We start from the raw sequence: 23,977 nt of genomic DNA on the forward strand, positions 1-23,977 counted from the left end.
CAGCCTGGTTCTTCCGCTCAGTTTGCGACGTGCCCCTGCCCTGCCCAGTATTGCTCGATCCGGGCGACGAGCGCCTTCGGCAGCGGCACGTAGCCGAGCGCGGCGGCGTCATCCGCGCCGTGCGCGAAGGCGAGCCGGAAAAGGTCGTGCACGCGGCGATAGCGATGTTCCGAACGGCCCGAGACCTGAACGACCGCGAACACCGCCGTGCTGATCGGATAGGCGGCATCGCCGTTACGATCGGTCAGCGAAGCGAAGAAGTCGGGCGTTTGCGCCCAGTCGATGGATGTCGCGGCAGCCTGCACGCCCTCCGGCTCCGGCTTGACGAACTTGCCGGATCTGTTCTGGATCAGCGCGTAGGCAAGGCTGGCGCGCTGGGCCTGGCGGGATTCGGCATAGGCGATCGCGCCCTTCGTGTCGTGCACGGCTTGGATGAGGTTCTGTGTGCCTTCCGCGTCAGTGCCGAGCGGCCACGAGATCAGTGTATTTGCGCCGTATTTGGCCTTCCACTCCCCGCTGACCGCCGACAGGTACTCGGTGAAGACAAAGGTCGAGCCGGAGCCATCCTTGCGGTGAACAACGCTGATCCTGAGATCGGGCAGCGTCAGATCCGGATTCACCGCCTTGATCGCGGGATCGGACCATGACTGGATCTTGCCCAGATAGATGTCGGCCAGCACCGGCCCCGTCAGGCGAAGGCTTCCCGGGCCGATGCCGTCGAGATTGACGACGACGGCGATGGCGCCCATCACGATCGGAAACTGCTGGCGGCCGGACTTCTTGAGTTCGGCGGCATTGATCGGCGCATCCGTCGCGGCAAAGTCGATGTCCGGCTGATCGAGACGCAGGACGCCGGCGAGCGAGCCGACGATTTCATAGTCGACCTTCCAGTCGGGCGAGACATAGTCCCCGCCGTCGGCGCGGGCGCTCTCGTAGGCCGTTGCCCATTTGCCGATGATCGGGGCGGCCAGTGTCGATCCGGCGCCGCGGATAGGCTCGGCCTGCGCAGCGGCCCCGATCATCAGGCCAACAGCAAGCGTGATGGCGCCGCTGATCTTCGCCGATTTGCGCCGTAGTGACGCAAAGCTTGCTGGAAACATCATGGCGATCCCCGACGCGCGAACAAATAGCTAGTTTTCAGCCTTGGCAGATATCAACAGTCATCCGCCCGGCGAACGAACGCCGGCAGAGAAACAACACCGCTCACCGTATGAACCTTGGTTAACGATTGGATGACAAAGATCTTTGTGGGCGAGATTTTTATTTTTCCGCGATTGCCGCGGTTGCCTGAAGAATTGTTCGGCAGCCAATCGCTTCAGCTTTGCGCTGCCCCTCACCTGCCTGCCGGCATCCTCTCCCCGTATAGTGACGGGGAGAGGGGCGCTCTCATCGATGTTTCGCCAATTTTAGATGTTATAGAATGCACGCCAAGGTTGCGACTCCCGCCTTCTCCCCGTCACTAAACGGGGAGAAGTGCCCGGCAGGGCGATGAGGGGCGGCGCCGACTCCGACAACTGATCCCCTTGGCACGAAGTTGCTGGTCGCCTCACGCAGGGACAGCCCCTATTTCGCGTCGTGGAAGATAATGCCGACGGTATGGCGCTGGCCGGAGCGAAGCCGGCTGACGCCGTGCCTGAGATTGACGCGGTAGCTGCCTTTGCTGCCCTGCACCGGACGATTGTGGACCGCGAAGGCGACTGCATCGCCCTGGCGCAGCGGCACCACCTCGGCGCGGCTCTGCATGCGCGGGCGCTGTTCGGCCAGCACGAACTCGCCGCCGGTGAAATCCTTATCCGGTTCCGACAGCAGGATTGCCACCTGCAGCGGGAAGGCAAGATCGCCGTAGAGATCCTGATGCAGGCAGTTGAAGTCGCCAGGGCCATACTGGAGCAGGAGCGGCGTCGGCCGCGTCTGGCCCTGCTCGTGGCAATGCTTGAGGAACGCGGCCTGTTCGTCCGGGTAGCGCTGGGCGATGCCCATGCGCTCGTTCCAGTCGTTGGCGACGGCGGCAAGGCGCGGATAGAGTGCGGTGCGCAAGCCGCCGATCAGCTCTGGCAAGGGATAGCGGAAGTAGCGGTACTCGCCCTTGCCGAAGCCGTGCCGCGCCATGTGGACATGGCTGCGGAAATGGCTTTCGTCGGGATAGAGCCCGGCGATCTCCCGGCATTCTTGCTGTGTCAGCAGCTTTTCCATCACCGCGCAGCCATAGCCGCTCATCTCCTCGGCCAGTGCCTGCCAGTCATATCCGGCGACGCGCGCTTCCGCCGATCGGACCGCTGCTTCTGGAACCGTGTGTATGGTCATGGCTCTGCCTCCTCTGGCTTCATCGGCTTCTGCAATCAGATGGGTGAATCGGCGCGTGCAAACCACCCGTTTCCTGCCAAGGGGTGTTGCACAGAGCGAAGCGTCACCCGCGCCCCCGCCTAGGCCTGTTTGACGAGCGATTTCAATGCCTCCAGCGAGGCACCGGTTCGGGTTCCTCAGGCGCCGGCTTTGGCAGTTTTGCCGCCGGACGTGGCGAGGTAGAGGACGGCGCCGAGCATGATCGTCGCGCCGAGCACGCCTGCCGACGACGTCCGCTCGCCCATGAAAAGCGCGGCACCCAACGCGCCGAACCCACTTTCGGCGCTAAGCATCACCGCCGCGTGACTGGCCGAGGTGAAGCGCTGGGCGACGGTCTGGATGCTGAAGCCGACGGCGGTCGAGAACACGCCAAGCACAAGCAATTGCGGCCAGGCGTCGATCACGGTGGCAGGCGACAGATTGCCGTGCAACAGGCCGAACGGCAGGGTGACCACCGCCGCGCCGAGGCATTGCGTCGCCATGGCGGTGAACGGACGTCCGTAGGTTTGCGCATGGCGGCCGAGTTCGACCATCCACAGCGCAAAGCAGACCGCCGACAGCATGATCGCCGCATCGCCGCGGTTGAAGCTCGCGATGCCGCCGGACAGGAGCAGCGCGCCGACCACCGACAGGCCGGCGGCGAGCCCAACGGTCGTCGTCAATCGCTCGCCGATCAGCAGCCGCGCCGCAATCGGCGTCATCACCGTCGACGTGCTGACCAGAAAGCTGGCATTGGTCACTGACGTGCCGAGATAGCCGATCTGCTGAAAAACGACCGCGACCGCAAACAACGCGCTTACCCTTGCCAGGCTGGCGCGATAGAGGCCGCCTGCCGGCTGTCGGGGTTCGGTGGCGATCAGCGGCAGGACCATAAGCCCGCCGATCAGGCAGCGCATGCCGACCGCGCTCAACGGGTCGAGATGGTCGAGAATAGTCTTTTGCGGGATATTGCCGAAGCCCCACAGGGCTGCGGCAAACAGAAGAACAAGGTTGGCATGGAGCTTCGACATCGGCCTCCCCTCGCTTGGATGTCGAGGGAAGGCTGGCAGATGCCCGCTTACGGATCGCCTACGCGCTGGCATCGAGCTGTGGTGGCGAGGAACCCAGGCTGGAATGAGGCCGCGATCCTTCACGCCCCTCTGGCCTGCCCTCTTTGCCCCCACTTGGCATCTCCCCCACGAGGGGGGAGATCGGCAGTTTCGCCGTTGCGCGTCTCTTCCCGGCCGAACAGGGCTAACGGAAAAATCAGACATTCATGGCAATGTTAAACCCGCCTGCCCGAATGAAGGTCAGGCGACGGCTGGGTGCTGGCCCATCGACAAGAAAAGGATTGCGCATGTCATCCTTGCTCAACACAGGACGTTCATCGCTTAAGCGCAGTCTGATCATGCTGGCAGTCCTGGCGTTTTGCATCCTGCCGGCCGGGGCGTTGGAGCCCGTTGATCTCCCGGAATCGCCAGACACTGTGGCCTTCAATGTTCAGAACAACGGCAAGTCGGTCCCAGTCACGTTGCGACAGCTGGAAAAGCTCGGTCTCTACCGGGTCACCACCGCAAGTCCATTTGAAAAGGGGCAGCTTACATTTGAAGGCGTCCTGTTCCGCGATGTGCTCAAGCTCGTTGGATTGGAAGGCGAGGATTCCGTTGTTCTGCGGGCGGTGGACGAATATGTGCAGATAATTCCGCGCCAAGATTGGACGGAAGGTCCTCTCCTGCTTGCCACCCGCCAGAACGGAAAATTGCTGACCCGACGCACGCAAGGTCCGACCCGGCTGGTCTATCCGCTCAACGACCACCCGGCCTTCGATACGCCAATCCACAAACCCCGGTGGGTCTGGCTGATCAAGACGCTCGAGCCTGGCGGCTGATCGAGTTCCGGCGTGGCTCGAATGGCACGCTTTGGATCGAGAGGCTGGCGCGTTCCCGTCACCTACGGGACCGCCATTGCGGCTGCAGCAGCCAGCTCTGCCGTCCTGATCACCGTACTGTTTCTCAGCCTCAGCAAGATCGAATATTCGCTGCCGCGGTTCGGCTTTTTCGCCATCCGCGAGTTCCACATTGCGATACGCGATGTAACCCACCTCAAAGACATGACATCGCTCGCCCAGGCAGCCCCCGGCTCAGCAGACAGTCTTGAGCAGTTATCGGCGGCGAACGACCTGGTCTACATCCGTTTCAAGCGGATCGACGGCACCGGGACAGCGAGCGAGATTCCCGCCTACGCAAGTATCGTTCCGCGTGTCGTTGACGCGGTGACACGGCTTGATGCCATGATTGCGGCCGGGCCGCCTCTCGATGAAAATATATTGAAGGAAATGGGGCTGGAACTCGAGCATCTCGTAGCGAGAATGAACGACGAATATTACAAATATGGAGATGAGATCAACGTCGATCTCTATTCGGCGGAAAAAAGCCTGAAGAGATTCAACTACCAGATTGCATTCGCTCTGGCGGTCTTGTCGCTGCTGGCGATCGGAACTGCCGTATTGCTTATCGGCCGTCGGGAAACGATAAGGAAACTGGAGTTTCTGGCCTGGCGCGACGCGACGACGGAATTGAAGAACCGTGCCTGGATGTCAGCCAACAGGGACGTGATGCTGGACCGGGCAAGGCTGGCCGGCAAGCAACTCCGCCTTTTCCTGATAGACTTGGATCATTTCAAGGGCGTGAACGATACGTTCGGTCATCACATCGGTGATCTGCTGCTGAAAGCCGTCGCCGAAATCCTGCAATCGGTCGAACGGCCCGACGAAGTTGTCGCCATCCGTTTGGGTGGCGACGAGTTCGCCGTCATGGCGATCGGGGACCGGCACGCGGCAGCCGATGCGCTCGGCGATCGGCTTCGCGAGCAATTGAACCGGTTTGCCGAACTCGCGGGCCACCACGTGCGGATGGGAGCCAGTATCGGCATGGCGTGTTTCCCCGAACATGGTTCGGATATTTCCACCCTGTTGCGCAACGCGGACAGCGCTCTTTATGTCGCCAAAGCCGAAGGACGCTCTGGCTTCGTGACGTTCTCGCCTGCAATCCTCAATCAGTTCGATATGCAGCTCGGCGAAGAAGCTGGGATCAAGCGTGCGCTTAACTGCGACGAGTTCTTTCTGGTTTGGCAACCGCAGTTCGAGCTGGCAACCGGCCGCATGATCGGCGCCGAGGCGCTTGTGCGCTGGCGCGACCCCGCTTCGGGAGCGATTCGTCTGCCGATGTCATTCATTCCAATTGCCGAACGAAGCGACCTGATACTGGAAGTCGACAAGGCTGTGCTGAGCAAGGCTTGCCTGCAGGCAGCTCGATGGGCGCCACTATCTGCCGATGATTTCGTTTGCTCGGTCAATCTTTCGGGCAAAAGCCTTCAGAACGATGCGTACTTCGCCCACCTTGTTCTGGTGCTGCAACAAACAGGACTGCCGCCCTCGCGCCTGCAACTGGAAATAACGGAGGGGGTGCTTATCCAGAACAGCCGAAACGCCTTGAACATGCTGACGGAAATTCGAAATATCGGCGTCGGTCTGGCACTCGACGATTTTGGATCCGGCTATTCAAGTTTCGGCTACCTTGCCGATTTCAACCTCGATCGGTTGAAGATCGACCGATCGTTCTTGAGCGGTCTGGAAGCGTCGAAGAAAAAACAGAACGTCGTTCGAGGCATTATAGCACTGGCCAATTCCCTCGGCTTGACCGTTCTGGCAGAGGGGGTGGAAAACGAAGCGCAGCTCGATTTCCTGATCGCCGAGCGTTGTCACAGCGCTCAGGGGTTTTTCCTGTCACAACCGATCGAAGAAAATCGGCTGACGAACCACCTGGCTGCGAGGCGAGGCAGGATGAAAGATACGGACAAGTTCAGGCTGGGCCTTTCTGCGTAGAGCATTTGCACGGAGGAAGTGGTCCTGAGCCTGAAAGGTCGCTGCCGGCCGGCCTCCAGATGCGAAATCCTATGCGAACAAGCCGACTGCTCGATCGTAAAAATGGTCGAGAGCGCAGCGCCTGGCGGCAATCCGGGCGGCTTCAACCAATTCCTCGCGACCCGAGGCGCCGTCCTTGTAGGTTGCGATGACCACGCGCGCGATCATTTCGGCGTCCTCGTTGTCGAGCTCCGCTTCGCCGGACCGCAAAATTTCCCGAACCACACCCCTCAAGAGATCCAGTTCAATGGTTGAAAAGACGCCCATATAGGGCGCGGATTTGCACTCCACGGCCATCTGAATTCCTCCCACTGTCACGATATCAAACACGCGACAGATTACAACTAAAGTATTAGGCGAGCGCGCGGTTTGGGAGGTGCCCGTAGGCGTTGAAACGGAATGGGATTAGTCTGCGCGGTCTCGGGCTTAAGGGACGCGGGCAAAAGAATGGATTTCAGTTCAGGCCAAGGCTATTTCCTCATCGGCGGCCTCATCCTGGTCGGTGCCGGGCTGCTGATCCTTTCACTGATCGTCAATTCTCGTGTGGCGCACAGCGTGCGCCACGACATGCGCCATCGCGAAAAGCTGCTGGAATATTATCGCAACATCTTTTCCCAGCTCGGCGTCATCCTGATCGGAATTGGCGTTTCTCTGTTCATCTTCTTTTTTCAGCAGAATTATCAGGACCAGCGCAAACGCGAAACGGAGCTCCAGCTGGTTCTTGCCAAACTGGCCGCACGCATTGCGCGCGGGGCTGCCGTCGTCGAATATTTGGGCGAATTCGATGCGCTACTGGATGATGGCGGACCCTATACCAGTCCGGAACTCGGCGGGACCAACGCCGCGATCAGCGCGCATGGGGCGGAACTCGGCAAGCAGGTCGCCGAGATCCTTTTGGTTGAGCGCGATGTTGAGGTTCAAGGGTTCGAGATCCTGAACCTATCGCGCGACTTCGAGGCATCGTTCGTCGTCAACGAGCTCGATCCCGCGCTGTGGTTCAACATCGTCCAGGATGAGAGCGAGATCAAATATGCCACCACTCAGCTCGCCCTCGACTACAAGGACCTGCAGGATGCGATCGGCGGAGACTCGATCGCGGTTGCGATTGCAAATCCTGAAAAGGAGGCAAAGATCAAGCAGGAGGTGCTCGACATCTTTTATGATGCTGACCTCTTGCGCCAGCGCAGCCGGAGACTTCTCGGCCGTGCGTGCTGGCTTTTCAGCGAGGGGCGCAGCTTCGTCAAGCTTGGACCGGTCGACGAGATCGAAGCCGATGCCAGGTCGCACCAGGAATGGATCGACCGGTCGAAACGCTTCCTGACGCAGTTGAAGTCGGGAAGCGGCGATTGTTTCAAATTGCTCCAGTTCAACCCGGCGCCCTGAGTTGAGAACGCGCCGGCAAGCGGCCCGCCGCCCCGCCGCGGCCTGGCCTAATCGCTGCTCATGCAGAACCGGATGACCATTCCGATCCAAGGCTCTATAACGGGCCGATGGAATTGCGATGATCAAGGGGAGACGATGCGCTACATACGTCCGCTTTCAATGGAAGATGCCGTTGGCCAGTTGGCCGGCTCGCCCGGCACCGCCGCCATTCTCGCCGGAGGCAGCGACCTCCTGGTGAGGATGAAAGGCGGCTTTATCGAGCCCGACCTGATCGTCGACATCAAGGCAATCGACGGACTGGGCGAGATCAGGGAAACGGCGGAAGGCTTCAGCATCGGTGCCGCGGTGTCCTGCGCCCTGATGGGAGAGAGCGCGGCCTTGAACCGGGAATGGCCGGGCGTCGTCGAAGCGGCCAAGCTGATTGGCTCTAAACAGGTGCAGGGTCGCTGCACGATCGTCGGCAATCTTTGCAACGCCTCGCCGGCGGCCGACAGCGTGCCGGCGCTGGTGGCCGCCGGCGCCAGGGCATTGATTGTCGGACCAGGAGGCAGGCGCACGGTCGCGGTGGAGGCAGTGCCGACCGGGCCTGGCAAGACGTCGCTCGCCAAGGGAGAAATCATCGAGGCGATCCTGCTCGACAGGCGCGCGCCGCGCTCCGGCGATGCCTATCTGCGTTTCATTCCACGCACGGAGATGGACATCGCCGTGGTCAGCGCCGGGGTGAACCTGACGCTCGACGAGCAAGGTGTCGTCAAATCGGCCCGCGTGGCGCTGGGTGCCGTGGCGCCGACGGTGCTGCTGGTGGAAGAGGCGGCCGAGGCCCTCATCGGCAGGAAACTTGATGAAGCAGCACTTGAGCGGCTCGCCAAGGTCTGCTCGGGGGCCTGCCGCCCCATCGACGACAAGCGGGGCACGGTCGAGTTCAGAAGAAACGTTGCGGGTGTGCTGGCCAGGCGGGCCGCCACGACCGCCTATGCGCGTGCAGGAGGCAAGTGATGGCCGCAATTGCAGTCTCAACGACGATCAACGGCGACAATGTCGAGTACCTTTGCCACCCGGACGAGACGCTGCTCGACGTGCTGCGCGACCGCCTCGGGCTGACCGGCGCCAAGGAAGGCTGCGGCACCGGCGACTGCGGCGCCTGCAGCATCATCCTCGATGACCGGCTGGTATGCTCGTGCCTGGTGCTTGGCGCGGAGGCCGAGGGCCGGCGCGTCGAAACCATCGAGGGCATGGCGCACGGCGACAGGCTGCATCCGCTGCAGCAGAAGTTCCTCGAACACGCAGCGCTGCAATGCGGCGTCTGCACGCCGGGCTTCCTGATCGCGGCGAAAGACCTGCTGGCCAAGAACCCCGACCCGACCGAGGAGGAAATCCGCTTCGGCCTCGCCGGGAACCTCTGCCGCTGCACCGGCTATGACAAGATCGTGCGGGCCGTTCAGGACGCCGCAAGCGTGATGAAGGGAGCCTGACGATGAACTTCGATCCGCGCTATTCCGGACGCAATTTCGCCTCCGTCGGCACGCGTCCCATCCGCCCCGACGGCGTCGACAAGGTAACGGGCCGCGCGCGCTATGGCGCGGATTTCAACATGGCCGGCCAGTTGGTCGGGCGTGTCCTGAGAAGCCCGCACGCGCACGCCACGATCAGGAAGATCGACACCTCGAAGGCGGAGAAGCTCAACGGCGTGAAGGCGGTGATCACCGCGGCCGACCTGCCCGACCTCACCGACGGCGATGCCGCCATGCACGACATCCTCGACAACTGCATGGCGCGCAAGAAGGCGCTCTATGACGGCCATGCGGTGGCCGCGGTCGCCGCGGTCGACGCCCGCACGGCAAGGCAGGCGCTGAAGCTGATCGAGGTCGACTATGAAGTGCTGCCGCATGTGACCGATGTCGACGAGGCGATGAAGCACTCGGCGCCCGTGCTCGACGACACCATCCTCACCGAGGGCCTTGAGCAAAAGCCCGTCAAGCCGTCCAACGTCACCAAACGCAGCCAGTACGGCCATGGCGACATCCATGAGGGATTTGGCCAGGCCGATTTCGTCGTCGAACGCTCCTTCAAAACCGAGCAGACGCACCAGGGCTATATCGAGCCGCACGCCTGCGTGGCGAGCGTCAGTTCCGACGGCACCGCCGACCTCTGGGTCTGCACGCAAGGCCATTTCGTCTACCGCCAGCACTGCGCTCAGCTGCTTGGCATGGAAGCCTCCAAGCTGCGCGTCACCTCGTCGGAGATCGGCGGCGGTTTCGGCGGCAAGACCCACGTCTGGGCCGAGCCGGTGGCGCTGGCGCTCTCGCGCAAGGCCGGCCGGCCGGTCAAGCTGGTGATGACGCGCGACGAGGTGTTCCGCGCCTCCGGGCCGACCAGTGCCACCTCGATCGACGTCAGGATCGGCGCCCGCAAGGACGGCACGATCACCGCGGCCGAGGCGACGCTGCGCTATTCCTGCGGCCCCTATGCCGGCATGTGGGCCGAGCTCGGCGCCATGACCGCGTTCGCCTGCTACAATCTCGCTAACGTCAGGACGGTCGGCTACGAAGTGCTGGTCAACCGGCCAAAGACGGCGGCCTATCGCGCGCCATCGGCGCCGATGGCGGCGTTTGCAGTGGAAAGTGCCGTCGACGAGCTAGCCAAGGAGATCGGCATGAATCCGGTCGAGTTCCGGATCAGGAACGCCGCCCAGGAAGGCACCCGATCGTCCTACGGCCCGGTTTACGGCCCGATCGGCATCGGCCCGACGCTGGAGGCGGCGAAGAACCATCCGCACATGCAGGCGCCGCTGGGCAAGAACCAGGGCCGCGGCATGGCTTGCGGCTTCTGGTTCAACTTCGGCGGCCAGACCTGCACCGACCTCAACATCGGCATGGACGGCTCGGTCTCGCTTGCCGTCGGCACGGTCGATGTGGGTGGTTCCCGCGCGTCGCTGTCGCTGGTGGCGGCGGAGGAACTCGGCATCGCCTATGAGCAGGTCAAGGCGGTGGTCGCCGACACCTCCAGCCTCGGCTACAACGACATGACGGACGGCAGCCGCGGTACCTTCTCCTCCTCGATGGCGACGATCTCGGCCGCCCGCAACGCCATCAAGATCCTGCGGGAACGCGCCGCGCAGATGTGGGATGTTCCCGTCGACGACGTGGTCTGGGAAAACGGCCACGCCATCGCCAAAGGCGAGAAGTACGGCAACCTTGCGGCGCTGTCTCTGAAGGAGATCGCGGCCGGGTCAGGAAAGACCGGCGGGCCGATCGCCGGCCACAGCGAGCTCGTCGCCGACGGCGCCGGCGTCTCCTTCGCCACCCATATCTGCGATATCGAGGTCGATCCGGAGACCGGCGCCACGAGGGTGCTGCGCTACACGGTCGTGCAGGATGCCGGCAAGGCGGTGCACCCGACCTATGTCGAGGGGCAGTACCAGGGGGGTGCCGCGCAAGGCATCGGCTGGGCGCTCAACGAAGAGTACGTCTACGGCAAGGACGGGCGGCTGCAGAACCCCGGCTTTCTCGACTACCGCATCCCGGTCTGCTCCGACCTGCCGATGATCGACACGCAGATCCTCGAGATCCCCAATCCCAACCACCCTTACGGGGTGCGGGGCGTCGGCGAAACCTCGATCGTGCCGCCGCTGGCGGCGATCGCCAATGCGGTGTCGAACGCCGCGGGCGTGCGGATGACGCATATCCCGATGTCGCCGCCGCGGATTCTCGCGGCGATCGAGGCGGAACGGGGAGGCCGATGGTCGAAGTAACGCTCTGGGGATCGCTCGGCGCAATCGCCGGAGGCAAGAGCAAGGTCGAGATCGAGGCGAAGGATATTCGGGAGCTGTTCAGGAAGCTGGCTGAGCAGTATCCCGGCTTCGCGCCCTACATCGAGAAGGGCATTGCCGTGGCGATCGACGGGACGATTTATAGGGATACGTGGTCGAAGGAACTGCCGCCGGGGGCGGAGATTTTTCTGCTGCCGAGATTGGCTGGAGGGTAATGTGGGGGACCTGCCTCCACCCTCGCCTAGCAGCCAAGTCTCGAACGTCTTGGATTTCACGTTAGCGGACTGCCCGCTGTTGGTATTTGCGGCGCGAAAAAGCGGACACCCGAACCCATGAGGCTGTGTCCAGGATTTGCCCCAAACGGACTCCGTTGTTGGCCCTAAGGCCGGAGTCTGCGAGATTCTGCCAGCTTCCTTCGCTTATGGGTCGCGGAAGTATCAGCGCTACTGCTAGCACGAGACCCGTTCCCTCATTGTTCGCGCCACGCTAGACTCGATTCCAATTTGGATTGCGCTCGTTGGGTGTGGCCCTCGCATTTCAGGCTCGGACGAGTGCTGACGATTTGAGTAGAGGCAGATTTGACTAAATCGGCAAAGAACAAACAAGCTTCACAACAGGGAGCGCTGGAGAAAAAGCAGGCAACATCCACGGAACTGACCGGTGGCGCTGGCTTCACCTACGAAGACAAGGTGGTCGCCTATTATTTGGCAGCTCTTCTCCGCGGTGAGAAGGCGATGCTTCAGCACGGCAGTGTAAGCAGCGTTGCCGTCCAGCAGGCGGGCCACGGCCAGCCGATGGATGATCTTATCGTCGAGTTTCGAGATACTGACGGCCCAAGAATCCTGGGGCTTCAAGTGAAGTCCACGATCACGGTGAGCGGGGCCGCTACAAACAAGGATTTCCGCGACATCCTCAACCGGGCGCGAGAGACCCGGCAGACTCCAGCTTTTCAAGCCGATCGGGACGCTTACGGATACGTCGTTGAGAATGTAGCTGAGGCCGGACATCGGTCGCTCAACCGCCTCATCGGCTGGGCCGTGAGTAGCCCCGCCCCTGCGGATTTTGATCGGCGCTTTGTGGAAGATGGCGCAGCCGCAGCCGCCGAACGTGCTCTTCGGGACGAGCTGGCCCCGCTAGTCGAGGCGAGCAGCGCCGAGGACGAATGGAATTTCTACCGACAGTTTGTTGCCGCCCGACTTAACGGCCTCAGCGAGACCGGCATCGTTTGGACGGAGATCACAAACCGTCTTCAAGAGCTTGTTGCGAGCAATGAGGATGGGCAGGTGGTTCTGCTTTTTGATCGCCTCTGCCGCATTGTTCGCGATGGCGCTGGCACAGCCCGTAAATGGACCCGCGCTACGCTGCTCGCGCAACTTCGCGGGGTCGTCCGGCTAAAGGTCTCGCCGAGCTTCCGCGACGACATCGACACCCTTGTTCAGTTCTCCACTGATGGTCTCAACGAAATTGCCGAGACCATCGACGGGTTCGAGGTTGACCGGGCTGCTCTTCAACAAGACGTATGTGAGCGGCTCGGCGTCAGCCGTGTCGTGAACATCAGCGGACTCCCGGGGTGCGGCAAATCTGTCATGCTCAAACGGGTAGCCACAGAGGCTAGGCAGCGCGGGCCGATCCTTTTCCTGAAGTCGGACCGGCTGACCGGGAAGAGCTGGGTGGAGTTTGCGGCAGCGCTAGGCCTCAAACATCGAAAGCTTGATGACCTCCTCGCAGAGATCAGCGCATCCGGCACGGCCACGCTCTACATTGATGGAATTGATCGCATCAACCCCGACCAAAAGCGCATCATTCTCGACATACTCAATGTTATCGAATCTAACCCTGGCCTCAGCAATTGGCGGGTTCTGGCCACATCACGCGACCAAGGTCTTGAAACATATCGCGCTTGGTTTCCAGCAAGCTTCTATAGCGGCACTCAGATTGCTGACTTTCAGGTTGAGCCGTTCAACGACGACGAAGCTGAGGCCCTGGCGAAGGAAAAACCTGGTCTTCGTCACCTTTTGATGGGCCCGCCGTCAGTGAGGGCGATTGCGCGGCGTCCGTTCTTCGCCGCGGTTCTTGCCCGCAACTTTAGCGATGGGACGACCGAACCGCAGACAGAGGTCGATCTCATCAACGCTTGGTGGGCCCGAGCAGGACACGACGCCCCGGCGCAGGTCGTGCCGCAGCGGCAACGCGCGCTGCTCGATATCGCGGAAAAAGGAGTCGCAAACCTTGGGAAGAACGTCGCGGCCCGCTCGCTGGCACCACCCACGTTCGAGCACATCACGGCGATGAAGAGCGACCTGCTTTTGCGTGGAAACAATGGAGACGCCTCATATTCTTTTACGCACGACATATTCTTTGAGTGGACGTTCTTCCGCCTTCTTATCGACCTTGGCGACACGTGGATCGAAGGGCTGGCGAAGGCTGGCGAGCCCCCGCTACTCGGCCGCGTTGTCGGCCTTTTGGCCCAGCATTCCATCGTCGAGCCGGGCAAGTGGTCGGCCAGCTACGCCGCCCTTGATGGATCGGCGCTTCGGCCCCAATGGCGTCGGGAATGGCTAACCGCACCACCGTTCACAAGCGCATTCGTCAATAGACAGAAGGAATTCGCTGAACTTGTGACGGCTAACGACTACGCGTTGCTCGAAAAGCTTTTGGTATGGTTCCAGGCCCAACACACAATTCCGAGCCCTACTGTCCTTGCCCAGGCCTCGCCGGGTCAATCAGGGCTCGATCAGGTGGGCCTTGCCGAGCTTCTGAGTTGGCCCTCGGATTTTACAAGCTGGGGACGTTTTCTTGACTGGCTCCTGCCGCTCGCGGCTACACTGCCCGTCCGGCTCCTCCCCAGGATCGTCGAAGTCTTCTCCGTTTGGCAGAACGCCCTTTCAGATTTCCGCACGGCGCGATCGAAAGCCATCGTCACCACCTGCGCCAACTGGCTGATCGAATTTGAGAAAGCTGCTTACCCGGACAAACGGGCATTCGAGCGCGGCCGATGGGACGAGCTTGGTCGCGACGCGCAAAACCAGTTTGCTACCGCGCTGCGGATCGTCATCCTTCGGGCCGCGCGGGCGTTTCCTGAACACGCCAATGCGCTTTTCGACCGGGCGGTGACCGACGAGCGAATGCGCGGCGACGCGTATTCTGATCTGATGGCGCTCGCCTGGATGATGGCGGAGGTGTCGCCCGAACGATTGGCGGCTGTCACCAAGGCAGAGCTGCAGCAGGAGCTGCCGCAGGATCACATTGACCGCGAGAAGCGCGAACAGCGGGAAAGGGTTGAGCGGATAAAACGAATTCGTAACAAGCCGGAAAGCGAGCGCACTGACAATGAAAAGCGGGCGTTAGAACATCCGTACTTTCACATCCCGCACAGCTATGATGGCTATGGTCGTGAGGAAATCGGGATCGACCGACGCCACAACTTCTACTACCCGGTCTCAGCGGCGCATGAACCATTCGCCAGCCTCTTCGCCAAGAAGCCGGAAGTTGCACTCGAACTGGTTCGGGATCTCTCCAACCGCGCAACGACCGGCTGGCGACAGATCGCAAACATCACCCGTCGTCAACATGGTACCCCGATTCCGGTGACAATTGTCTTTCCATGGGGCGAGCAGCAGTTTTGGGGCGATTGGACCGCTTACAATTGGCAGCTTGGCCAGCTCGGTGCGCAGCCGCTTGAATGCGCCTTTCTGGCCATGAGCTATTGGGCCTTCCATCAAATCGAAAGCGGCCGACCCGCTGACGAGGTGATCCAGCTGATCGTGCAGGGCAACGAGGCGATCGCCGCCCTTGGCCTAGCGCTTCGCTTGGCGCTGGAGACGCTTCATAAATCCGAAGTCACTCTTGCACTAGTGGCATGCCAACGTCTTTGGCCTTTCGATACTGCGCGTGCGCGCCAAGAACCGACGCGAAACATCGACCTGTTTGGACTGGGACTGTTTGATCAACTCACCGGCAACAAGAAGGTCGCGCAGGACTACCTGGATAAGCGGCTAAGCCGGTTCCGCGACGTGAAGCAGCTCGCCATGCAGTTCGCGGTGAATGGCGACGATGCGCTCACCGAACGGTTTAGGCAGGCATTGGCCGGCTTTTTGACTGATCTCCCCTACGAGCTGGAGGAGCAGCGCTCTAATCCGGCGGCGAAGGTGGCTCTCACCAAGCAGGCAGAAGAATATGCGGAGCTTGCCATCGTCGAAAATTATCAAGGATATCGCACACCCGATGAACAGATCATCGTTGCTTATCAGCCCTCGCTTTCCCCGGAGACTATTAAGCGCGGCGAGGCAGCGGGCGTGTACTTGCAGCAAAATAGTATCCTGGTGTGGGCGATGAAATCATTGCGCGCTTTCACGCTCGCCCCCGACAAGACGTTGGTCGATGCGGTCGCGCTTGCTCGCCCACTGGACCACCCGACGCTCTTTGCAGTGCGCTTGGATGTCGAAGGCCACACGCCCCAAAGCGTGGTCGCGGCCGTCGCAGCATGTGTCATCTGTTTCGGGGACGCCGCGTCCGACGACCACAAATGGGCGATGAATGTAACGGCGCGGATCGACGGGATGAAGGAGACCGTGGGTTTTTTCTACGGCTCGAAAATCGCCTGGCATCCTGTGCTGCAATTGATCTTCGCATTGCTTCACCTGCGGCGCACCAATCCGTCTGATCTCGGGTCTGCGCGACGATTGGTCCGGATAGTGGCTCACCCGCACGTGGAGGCTGCACAATTCGCTTTGAAAGCGCTGCTTGCCGACCCCGATGCCCATGTGTCGTGGGTCGCGGCTCAATTTGCGCTGGAAAGGGCTCGCTACCACCGACCGACGATAAGTCAGGACGGCGAGCAGGACACCCGTGCGACAAAAAGGGCAGCGAAAGCGGTATTTGATAAGGCGCTCAGAGGGCTCAAGTCAAAGAAGTTTGAACCTTTTGGTCCGTTGCCGCCCGCTTGGGTAAAGTTGCCATCAGCTTCGGACGACGACGATGATGCTGACAATAACGGCAGATGGACTGAACCTGATCCGGTGTTTGATCCGCAACAGGCCGAGAAATACCTCGAGAATTTTCCGATCGAGAAGTGGTGCGCTTCTGATGAGATAAAGCCGCTCGTGCTCGTGTTGATCCGAAGCCTCGTCAACTGGACGGTGCTGCGCATGAACCCGCCGGGAGGCACAGGACGGCGGCGCGACCGTACCACCGATCTGATTGGTTGGAACGATGCGCTGGGCGATGTATTGGTGCGTGCAGCACCATTCTTCGATCTTGCCCTCGTCAAGGCTGAGCTTCTTGCGCCCTTCTTGCAAAACCACGATGACGACGAACTTGATGTTATCGCCGCGTTCACCGACAGGTTGGTCACGCGCCACGTTCTGGACGCCGCAGGGATACCCGCCGGTACTTTTGAGTTGCTGGGGCTCTGCGTCGACCACGTAATCGCCGACAGCACGTTTCGGCCGGGCGGATACCGCGCGGGAGAAGTCTCCGGTCACGATATGCCGAAGCTCATCAAGGCCCTCCTAATGGTCAATGTCGAACGGGCTACCGGAGCCGCCCGCTTCGTAAATGGCGATTGGTCCGAGATCGGTCTGGTCATGCCAACGGTCACTCGCTTGGTGACCGCCACCGGTTGGTCAACCTTCGTCATGTCGAAGTTTCTGCTGCTATGTCAGCGCGCCGGGACCGCGTACCCGCTCGACCATTTCATCGAACAGGTCAGCGCAGTACTCGCGAAATTGGACAACGCAAAGGGCAACTGGGTGGGAACCAGCCTTCCGGCGCGAACGGCAGCGGCGGTGCAACGGCTCGCCGACGCCAATTTCCCACTGCGGCCCGATCAGGCTCAGGGTCTGCTGCGGATTCTCGACGCGTTGATCGACCTTGGCGATCGGAGAAGCGCTGGACTTGAACAAACCGAGGCATTCAAGGGAGTGCAGGCCCGATCCTCGGATCCGATGGCAATTGCCTAGTCGCTTCTCGTTTCTCCACGTAGCAAGGAACACCGAGCCCGGCATCCTCCAAGTTTGGAGCAGCCTGTTTCCACGAGCAGCCAATGTGGCGACGAGCTGGCAACTTCATGCTTTGGCTCCAACATGCCACTTCAGCGGTGCGTTTGGATGTCCGCTTATCGGATCCTGTAGGAACATGCTTAACGACCGACTTGCGGCGCAAAGCAGGGGGCCACTTCTGCTTGAGCTAACTCTGCGGGCGAATGCTATTTCCGAGGCCGAGCCCCAACATTGCCGAACGCGGCCCCCCCTCTCCTACGCCCCCAGCGTCGGCTCCGTATTCACCTCCAGCGCCTCCTCCGCCTCATGCTCCTCGCCAAGCACCTCGCCGTGCACCCCAAGCGGCCGGCCGATCCAGATCGGGTCGACCAGATGGTCGCGCTTGGGGTTGGTGGTGTTGGGGTGGATGAGGATGCTCAGGCCGCCGTGGTTCAGCATCAGCCACGGAACGAGGGTAGCGAAAATCCCGGTGGCGAAGGAGACCTGGTACATGGCCTGTTCGTGCGGGCCGACCGGCTCGTCGCGCCAATTGCCCAGGCGCACGCGGAAACGCTCGCCGATGCGCAGGCGCAGCCACTCGGCATGCTGCCGCTCGGCCTGCCCGTCGTAGTAGATATGCGCATGATAGCTGGCAATTTCCGAAAGCGGCCTTGGACTGGCAGCGTCTTCGTTCACCTCAGTGCTCTCCTTCGATGATTCCGGCAGACCCGAAGCATGGAAGGTCGGCCCTGTCGAGGCAGCGTTGATGCCGCGTCTTGCAGGGGGATAACTGGGACAACTGTCTCACTACCATTTGACCCTAGTCTCCGACGCGCTGCAGCGTGCCGAGATTGTTATCGTCGAGAAACTCTATCGTCATGGCCGACGCCTTGCCGTCGGGGCCGATGTCGAAGCCTACGCCCGAGGGCCTGTCCGGCGTCTCGGCGTCTGGATAGGTCAGAAACATGTCGCCGTCGAAATGCTCCAGTGAATAGGACCGGGCGCCGGCTGGCCCGACCTTGAGCGCAAGAGCGTCCCCCGCAGTCGACACGACCGCATCGCCGATGAAATCGTTGGAGTAACGGCCCGCATAGGCGCTGGCCGGCCGGGCCGGACTTGCCGGAGACGGTGGCGCGGCATAGGTGGCCTTGGCCGCCGCGACCGCCGGGCCGAACAGGCTCGCATAGGCATCGTCCCATGCCTTGACCCAGTCCTTCTCGACCCTTCCGTCAAAGGCGAGATCGGCGAAGCTCTCGGACAGGCCTTCCGGCACGCCTGTCGAAAACGCATTGGCGACGATGACGATGCCAAGCTTCTCCTCCGGGAAGAGCGTCACCAGGGTGCGGGCGCCGACGCTGAAGGCGCCGGCATGGCCCCAGCTCAGGCCGTGACGGCCGAATTCGACATTCCAGCCGAGGCCGTAGAAGGACGTGCCGCCCGAGACGGGGTTCTTGCCGCGTTCCATCAGCGGAACATGCGTCTGGTCCAGCGCATCGGCCTTAATGAGCGTCTCGCCGGCATAGACCCCATTGCCGAGCACGAGGCGCACCCATTGCGAGAGATCGCGCGCCGTGGAGCTGACACCGCCCGCGGGCGCCTGCGCATCCGGATCGCGCTTTACCTTCGCGGCCCAGACGCCGTCGATCTTGACGTGGAGCGCAGCGCGATTGGCCTGCTTGATGAAGTCCGCATGACGGGAGCTGGTCGAAACCATTTTAAGCGGCCGGTAGAGTTTCTCCTCGGCGACCTCTTCCCAGGACTTGCCTGTCGGCTTCGCGGCCGCGACGGCACCCTCGGTCAGTCCGAAATTGCTGTAGGAGTAGCCGGCGCGAAAGCTCGACGATGGCGACACGAACCGCAGACGACGCAGGATCTCCGCGCGATCGTAGCCAATGTCCTCGAGATCGTCTCCGGCGGTTCCGGGAAGTCCGCTGCGGTGCGAAAACAGGTCGCGGACCGTGAGTTCACTGGTCGGATAGGGCTCGGACAGCCGGAAGGCCGGATCGAGATCGACGATTTTCGCATCCCAGGATACGATGCCCTCGCTGACCAGCGCCGCCACGATCGTTGCCGAGACCGGCTTGGAGAGGGAGGCGATCTGGAACACCGTGTCGGCGTCGACGGTCTCCGGCTTGCCGGTCTCGCGATGCCCGAACCCTCTGAGAAAGACCACCTTGTCGTCATGAACGACGCCGATGGCGAGACCAGGCACCCCGCCATCCGCGACGACGCCTTCGGCGAGCGCCTCGAGCTTCGACAGGGCGGCAGCGACCCGGTCTGGCGTAAGGCTGTCGGCCGACGCCGCCTGCGGCGAAAGCACCATGACGGCGATGAAGGCCAACGTCCCCCAACGGCGGAAATTCCGACCCCACCCCACGCTCGAACTCCTCCCCTGCAAGCACTGTCATACTACAGGCCGACGCAGGGAAGGCCAGCCCTCGCCTGCGCGATACAGCAAAGTCCGCTGCGCGACGCCAAGCGGCCATCCCCGGGTGTCAACCGGTCAAAAATATCGAACGGACCATCGCTCGGCGGCGACGACCGTCATGAAGAACCCGAACGACAACAGCGATGAGAGCACGATAGCGGCGTCGAGCCGGTCGGACCAATAGTTGAAGGTCGCGTCGACGATCGTCGCCAAGACCTTGTCGGACCCGATCCATTCGCCAACGATCGCGCCGATCACCGCGGTCGCATCGCGGCGGTAAGCCGCCGGAGGCGGCGCCTAGTGGTAAAAGCCTGACGCTTGCTACCCGACGCGTAGGGCAGCTCAGGGTGGAAACTTGCCGTATGCGCGCCTGTCGGAACGACGTGATTGCGGCAAGGAGCGGACGTCGCCCCGCCTATGCGGCTTGCTCACTCTAGCGTCGGGGCGGTCCGCAGACCGTTGAATCGAAATCGCTACGAAGCCCACGGGCAGACCTTAGCCTCCTGCGCTGAGCATTTCGATGATTGTTAAATCCAAAGAATCACCACAGGACGGTGGCCGTCGAGCGAGTTTTCAGCAGCCCATTTCCGCAGCCTATTAATGTGCAACTTGGGAAGCTGCCGACATCAATTCCTCGGGATTCAGCGCTCTGAAGGTGTTGAGGCCATCCTCCAGAACTTCAGTGAAGTTCCAGCGTACGATGCCCGCCCGGTCGATTAGGAACTGACCGACAAGCTGCGCCTGGCTGGAAGCCATCGCCTGCTGATCGACTTCCGTAATCTCATATCCTTCCTTCTTGTTAAGAAATTCATTCATTGCCATGACGTCCATAGGCTCGGGCAACTCGCCCGGGAGATGGAACGGTATCGCCATGACCGTGTCCATCCCGACCTCGCGCAAGCCGAAAGCACGGTGCGAGGCTCGCTCCGGGTCGGATGCGGCGAGAAGATCGGGTGCCGGGTGGTAACGGAAATAGAGCCGCGCCCGCTCGACCGGCGTATTGACCACAGCCAGGCATTCGACGCCTTTCTCACGCAGGGCCGGCTTGAGTTGCGCCATCGCCGCGACATGGCGCCGGCAGAATGGACAGTGCAGGCCTCGGAACAAACCGATCAACAACGGGCTACGGCCTCGAAAATCATCGAGCGCGATCTTGCCTTCGCGTGAGATCGCATTGAGCACAACATTCGGTGCCCGGTCGCCCGGCTGCAGCGGGCGGTCAACACTACTCATGGACATGGACAACCTCCTCGCCCCGGGGTCAGTCAGGGAAAGCAGCACACCCAGCGTTTCGGAGGCGATCAAGTGCTGGGGCGAAAGCTTCCTGTGCCAAGGCAATAGCTTTCGACCTCTGCCATATTGCCGAGGTCGAGATTACGCGCGTTGCAAGCCCATCCTAACACGAAAAAGCATCCGCGGGTGCCGCCAAATGTGGTGAATTACCTTACGCGAGCGCACTCCCGAATGCTCTTGCGCTGAAGGTCAGGTTCCCGACCTCGATTTGGAGGTTCAAGTCTGCAACGCCCAAGGTCGTCAACAGGTCGGTTCTTGCCGTCCACCGGCACCAAGCGTCAGACTTTCACCATTAGGTTCTGTTGACAAAGTGCATCGGAAGACAGGCCATAGTTCCAGCACATTTTGCTAAGCAGGCTGGCATGGGACGTGAGTTCATCCATGACGCTGGCAAAGCGCTTCTCAGTTTTCGTTTTTTTGTTGCATAGGACTTTCTACGCCCGAACGCGGGTTCGGTCATCACCTGCCAATATAGGCGGCTAGTTCGTCCGGCGTCCCATTTGGGAAGGCCTGTTTTAGAAAATTCAAGAACGCCGACACTCGCGCGCTGAGTAGCCGCCGAGATGGATAGAGCGCCCATAGAGCGATCTCGGGGCCGTCGATATCCCCCCATAGTACCAGCGTGCCGTCAGCCAAGTCGTGGGCCACCAACGAAATGGGAAGACGTGCTGCACCGACGCCGGATCGCACCGCATCCCGGACCATGATGAGCATCGACAAAGCGAGGACAGGCTCGATTGCAATTGTTGACCGGCCACCTTGTGTCTTCACGTGCCATGTTTGCCGATCGCCCGCCCAGCGCGCGACGCCAGGAGCGGCGAGTCCACCACTCGCGCGAGGAAGGTCAGGGCTCGCCACTACGACCAGGCGGTCGCGGAGAAACGCCCGTCCAACCAGGCTTTCGTCGGGATCTGGATTGACTCGGATTACCAGATCGTAGCCTTCCTCGATCATGTCAACAGGCCGATCCTCAGTCGTAACCTCCAGCCTCACCTCCGGATATTTAAGGGCAAACCCCGCAGCAATCCTCCCCATTGCGGTCTGAGAAAAAAGCAAAGGTGCGCTAATCCGTAATCTGCCCCTGGGTCTCTGACCGCCCGAGGCAATCGCCGAAGCCGTCTCGTCCAGTTCGGCAAGCAGTGCCCCTGTCCGCTCGAAGAGCGCCCGTCCTTCTTCGGTGAGCTTCAGGCTACGCGCACCCCGTTCAAACAGGCGCAGATCAAGGCTGCTTTCCAATTCTCCAACGCGCCGCGACAGGGTCGCCTTAGGCCGTCCGGTGGCCCTTGCGGCTTTGCCGAAACCACCGTGGCGGGCAACGAGATTAAAATCGGCGAGGGCAAGAAGATCCATGTGTGTTCCACCAGCGAGACGGTGCGTCTAAAATTTCAGCCTGTTGGACGCTCAGTGAGCCACACATATTGGCCGTGTCAAGCAACCCAACAGGAGAAATTTCATGACCATTCTCGTTACCGGGGCCACAGGCAATATTGGCCGCCAAGTCGTCGAACACCTCGTCAAGCGCGGCGCTGATGTACGTGCTCTCGTCCGCGATCCGTCGAAAGCCAACTTCCCGGCAGGCGTATCCGTCGTGCAAGGCGACTTTCTCGATGTCGATTCGCTGCGCAAAGCCATGTCTGGAGTTTCCACTCTGTTCCTTTTGAACGCCGTAGTTCCGGACGAATTCACCCAAGCTTTGGTCGCGCTGAACGTCGCCCGATCGGCCGGTATCGAGCGGATCGTATATCTGTCGGTGATCCACGCTGACGGCTACGTGAACGTGCCCCATTTCGCTGGCAAGTTCGGCGTCGAGCGAATGATCGAGCAGATGGACTTCAAGGCTACGATCTTGCGCCCAGCTTACTTCATCCAGAACGATCTGATGATCAAAGACGTCATCACCGGCTATGGCACCTACACAATGCCGATCGGCGACAAGGGTCTCGCCATGATCGACGTCCGTGATATCGCCGAGATCGCCGCCCTTGAGCTGCTGCGCCGTGAACAGGCCGCAGAGCCGCTTGCGATCGACTGGATCAACCTCGTCGGTCCAGAGACACTGACTGGGGCAGATATCGCCGCCATCTGGTCAGAGGTGCTCGCCCGCCCGATCAACTACGGCGGCGACAATACCGAGGATTTTGAGCAAAATCTCAAGCAGTTCGTGCCCGCCTGGATGGCCTACGACATGCGTCTGATGGGGGAGCGCTTCTTCACCGACGGGATGCTGCCTGGGGCCGGCGACGTCGAGCGCCTGACTGCCCTGCTCGGACGTCCACTGCGCCCATATCGAGCCTTCGCCTCGGAAACCGCTGCCTCCGCCTGACGGAAGCGCAGCTCCTGTCTGATCACAAGGACTGTCATCATGATTTATTCAACTGCCACAGTTCCGGTGAACCCGGAAGGCGAAGTCCCATTGACGCGCGCTCAAGTGTGGAAGGGTCTCGAGCTGAAAGCACGCGACGCCCGCTTGTTCCTTGTCACGGGTCTCTGCACCCGTTGCGACGTTGTGGAGGAAAGCGCTACCCACTTCGTGCGTGAGGCCACGATCGGTGGCCACGACCTGCGCGAAATCGTCACGCTCGAGCCAGAAAGCAAGGTCACCTTCTTCCAGGCATCCGGTCCGCGCGAGGGAGCGATTGTCAACGAACTGTTCGAAGATGGAGAAGGCGCACTGCAGCTTCGCTTCTACTGCTACATTGGCCTGCGCGGCAAAGAGCCAAACGGTCGCGAGGAGCAGGCCGAGCAGGCTCAGTTCGCCAGCGAAAAGGGCTACAAGGCCGCCCTGCTGTCGACGCTGAAGCGGACCCGCGAACTGCTCGCAGCGGGAAAGCTCTAATCATCGCCAGAAACACAAGCAACAGGGCGGCTCTCAAGGAGGCGCC

General features: G+C 61.3%; 20 protein-coding genes. 10 read left to right on the forward strand and 10 right to left on the reverse strand.

Annotated features, from left to right (window positions below; genetic code table 11):
• Positions 1-17 precede the first annotated feature (17 nt).
• From pstS to AC0L2V_RS24350, 4 genes are all read right to left on the reverse strand, one after another.
• The gene (pstS, locus tag AC0L2V_RS24335) at positions 18-1,103 is read right to left on the reverse strand and encodes a phosphate ABC transporter substrate-binding protein PstS (protein ID WP_473521417.1); all 1,086 of its coding nucleotides are present in this window, start codon (positions 1,101-1,103) and stop codon (positions 18-20) included.
• A gap of 460 nt (positions 1,104-1,563) precedes the next feature.
• Entirely contained in the window at positions 1,564-2,304 is a 741-nt protein-coding gene (locus tag AC0L2V_RS24340; protein WP_473521418.1) for a 2OG-Fe(II) oxygenase, read from the reverse strand.
• A gap of 176 nt (positions 2,305-2,480) precedes the next feature.
• Positions 2,481-3,353, reverse strand: coding sequence for a DMT family transporter (locus tag AC0L2V_RS24345; RefSeq protein ID WP_473518843.1), 873 nt, complete (start codon positions 3,351-3,353; stop codon positions 2,481-2,483).
• 235 nt (positions 3,354-3,588) lie between these two features.
• Entirely contained in the window at positions 3,589-3,732 is a 144-nt protein-coding gene (locus AC0L2V_RS24350; RefSeq protein ID WP_473521419.1) for a hypothetical protein, read from the reverse strand.
• Between AC0L2V_RS24350 and AC0L2V_RS24355 the strand changes: the two genes are divergently transcribed.
• Both AC0L2V_RS24355 and AC0L2V_RS24360 read left to right on the forward strand, forming a co-directional pair.
• Complete coding sequence (locus tag AC0L2V_RS24355) at positions 3,731-4,210, forward strand: putative pterin-binding protein (protein ID WP_473521420.1); 480 nt, start codon at positions 3,731-3,733, stop codon at positions 4,208-4,210. The genes AC0L2V_RS24350 and AC0L2V_RS24355 overlap by 2 nt on opposite strands.
• 21 nt (positions 4,211-4,231) lie before the next feature.
• Positions 4,232-6,205: a putative bifunctional diguanylate cyclase/phosphodiesterase gene (locus AC0L2V_RS24360; protein WP_473521421.1), complete on the forward strand. Its 1,974-nt coding sequence runs from the start codon at positions 4,232-4,234 to the stop codon at positions 6,203-6,205.
• Between the two features lie 69 nt (positions 6,206-6,274).
• Here the strand turns inward: AC0L2V_RS24360 and AC0L2V_RS24365 are convergent, their stop codons facing one another.
• The gene (locus AC0L2V_RS24365) at positions 6,275-6,574 is read right to left on the reverse strand and encodes a hypothetical protein (protein ID WP_139172690.1); all 300 of its coding nucleotides are present in this window, start codon (positions 6,572-6,574) and stop codon (positions 6,275-6,277) included.
• A 117-nt stretch (positions 6,575-6,691) separates the two neighbouring features.
• On the opposite strand from AC0L2V_RS24365, the gene AC0L2V_RS24370 reads away from it, so the two are divergent.
• From AC0L2V_RS24370 to AC0L2V_RS24395, 6 genes are all read left to right on the forward strand, one after another.
• A complete protein-coding gene (locus AC0L2V_RS24370; protein ID WP_473521422.1) occupies positions 6,692-7,627 on the forward strand; it encodes a hypothetical protein in 936 nt (311 codons plus the stop codon).
• Between the two features lie 135 nt (positions 7,628-7,762).
• Entirely contained in the window at positions 7,763-8,623 is an 861-nt protein-coding gene (locus AC0L2V_RS24375; protein WP_473521423.1) for an FAD binding domain-containing protein, read from the forward strand.
• Positions 8,623-9,099 (forward strand): (2Fe-2S)-binding protein, encoded by a 477-nt coding sequence (locus AC0L2V_RS24380; RefSeq protein ID WP_027154241.1) that lies wholly within the window; start codon positions 8,623-8,625, stop codon positions 9,097-9,099. Before AC0L2V_RS24375 ends, AC0L2V_RS24380 begins: the two co-directional genes overlap by 1 nt.
• A 2-nt stretch (positions 9,100-9,101) precedes the next feature.
• Entirely contained in the window at positions 9,102-11,378 is a 2,277-nt protein-coding gene (locus AC0L2V_RS24385; RefSeq protein ID WP_473521424.1) for a xanthine dehydrogenase family protein molybdopterin-binding subunit, read from the forward strand.
• Entirely contained in the window at positions 11,366-11,611 is a 246-nt protein-coding gene (locus AC0L2V_RS24390) for a MoaD/ThiS family protein (RefSeq protein WP_473521425.1), read from the forward strand. Before AC0L2V_RS24385 ends, AC0L2V_RS24390 begins: the two co-directional genes overlap by 13 nt.
• Before the next feature lie 363 nt (positions 11,612-11,974).
• Complete coding sequence (locus tag AC0L2V_RS24395; protein WP_473521426.1) at positions 11,975-17,356, forward strand: NACHT domain-containing protein; 5,382 nt, start codon at positions 11,975-11,977, stop codon at positions 17,354-17,356.
• A gap of 294 nt (positions 17,357-17,650) precedes the next feature.
• On the opposite strand, the gene AC0L2V_RS24400 is transcribed toward AC0L2V_RS24395, so the two are convergent.
• The 5 genes from AC0L2V_RS24400 to AC0L2V_RS24420 form a co-directional block, all read right to left on the reverse strand.
• Positions 17,651-18,070: a DOPA 4,5-dioxygenase family protein gene (locus tag AC0L2V_RS24400; RefSeq protein WP_473521427.1), complete on the reverse strand. Its 420-nt coding sequence runs from the start codon at positions 18,068-18,070 to the stop codon at positions 17,651-17,653.
• Positions 18,071-18,194: 124 nt separating this feature from the next.
• Complete coding sequence (locus tag AC0L2V_RS24405; RefSeq protein ID WP_473521452.1) at positions 18,195-19,697, reverse strand: serine hydrolase; 1,503 nt, start codon at positions 19,695-19,697, stop codon at positions 18,195-18,197.
• A gap of 180 nt (positions 19,698-19,877) precedes the next feature.
• Complete coding sequence (locus AC0L2V_RS24410; protein ID WP_413468436.1) at positions 19,878-20,060, reverse strand: hypothetical protein; 183 nt, start codon at positions 20,058-20,060, stop codon at positions 19,878-19,880.
• A gap of 339 nt (positions 20,061-20,399) precedes the next feature.
• The gene (locus tag AC0L2V_RS24415; protein ID WP_473521453.1) at positions 20,400-21,041 is read right to left on the reverse strand and encodes a peroxiredoxin-like family protein; all 642 of its coding nucleotides are present in this window, start codon (positions 21,039-21,041) and stop codon (positions 20,400-20,402) included.
• Positions 21,042-21,554: 513 nt separating this feature from the next.
• Positions 21,555-22,445 carry a LysR family transcriptional regulator gene (locus AC0L2V_RS24420; RefSeq protein ID WP_473521428.1) on the reverse strand — a complete coding sequence of 297 codons (891 nt, stop codon included), beginning with the start codon at positions 22,443-22,445 and terminating at the stop codon, positions 21,555-21,557.
• Between the two features lie 103 nt (positions 22,446-22,548).
• Here AC0L2V_RS24420 and AC0L2V_RS24425 point away from each other — a divergent pair, with 103 nt between their 5' ends.
• Both AC0L2V_RS24425 and AC0L2V_RS24430 read left to right on the forward strand, forming a co-directional pair.
• Entirely contained in the window at positions 22,549-23,418 is an 870-nt protein-coding gene (locus tag AC0L2V_RS24425) for an SDR family oxidoreductase (RefSeq protein WP_473492826.1), read from the forward strand.
• A 39-nt stretch (positions 23,419-23,457) separates the two neighbouring features.
• Positions 23,458-23,931, forward strand: a complete 474-nt coding sequence (locus AC0L2V_RS24430) for an SRPBCC family protein (RefSeq protein ID WP_473521429.1) — start codon at positions 23,458-23,460, stop codon at positions 23,929-23,931.
• The last annotated feature ends 46 nt before the right edge of the window (positions 23,932-23,977 follow it).

The sequence above is a fragment of the Mesorhizobium sp. WSM4814 genome (assembly GCF_055811595.1).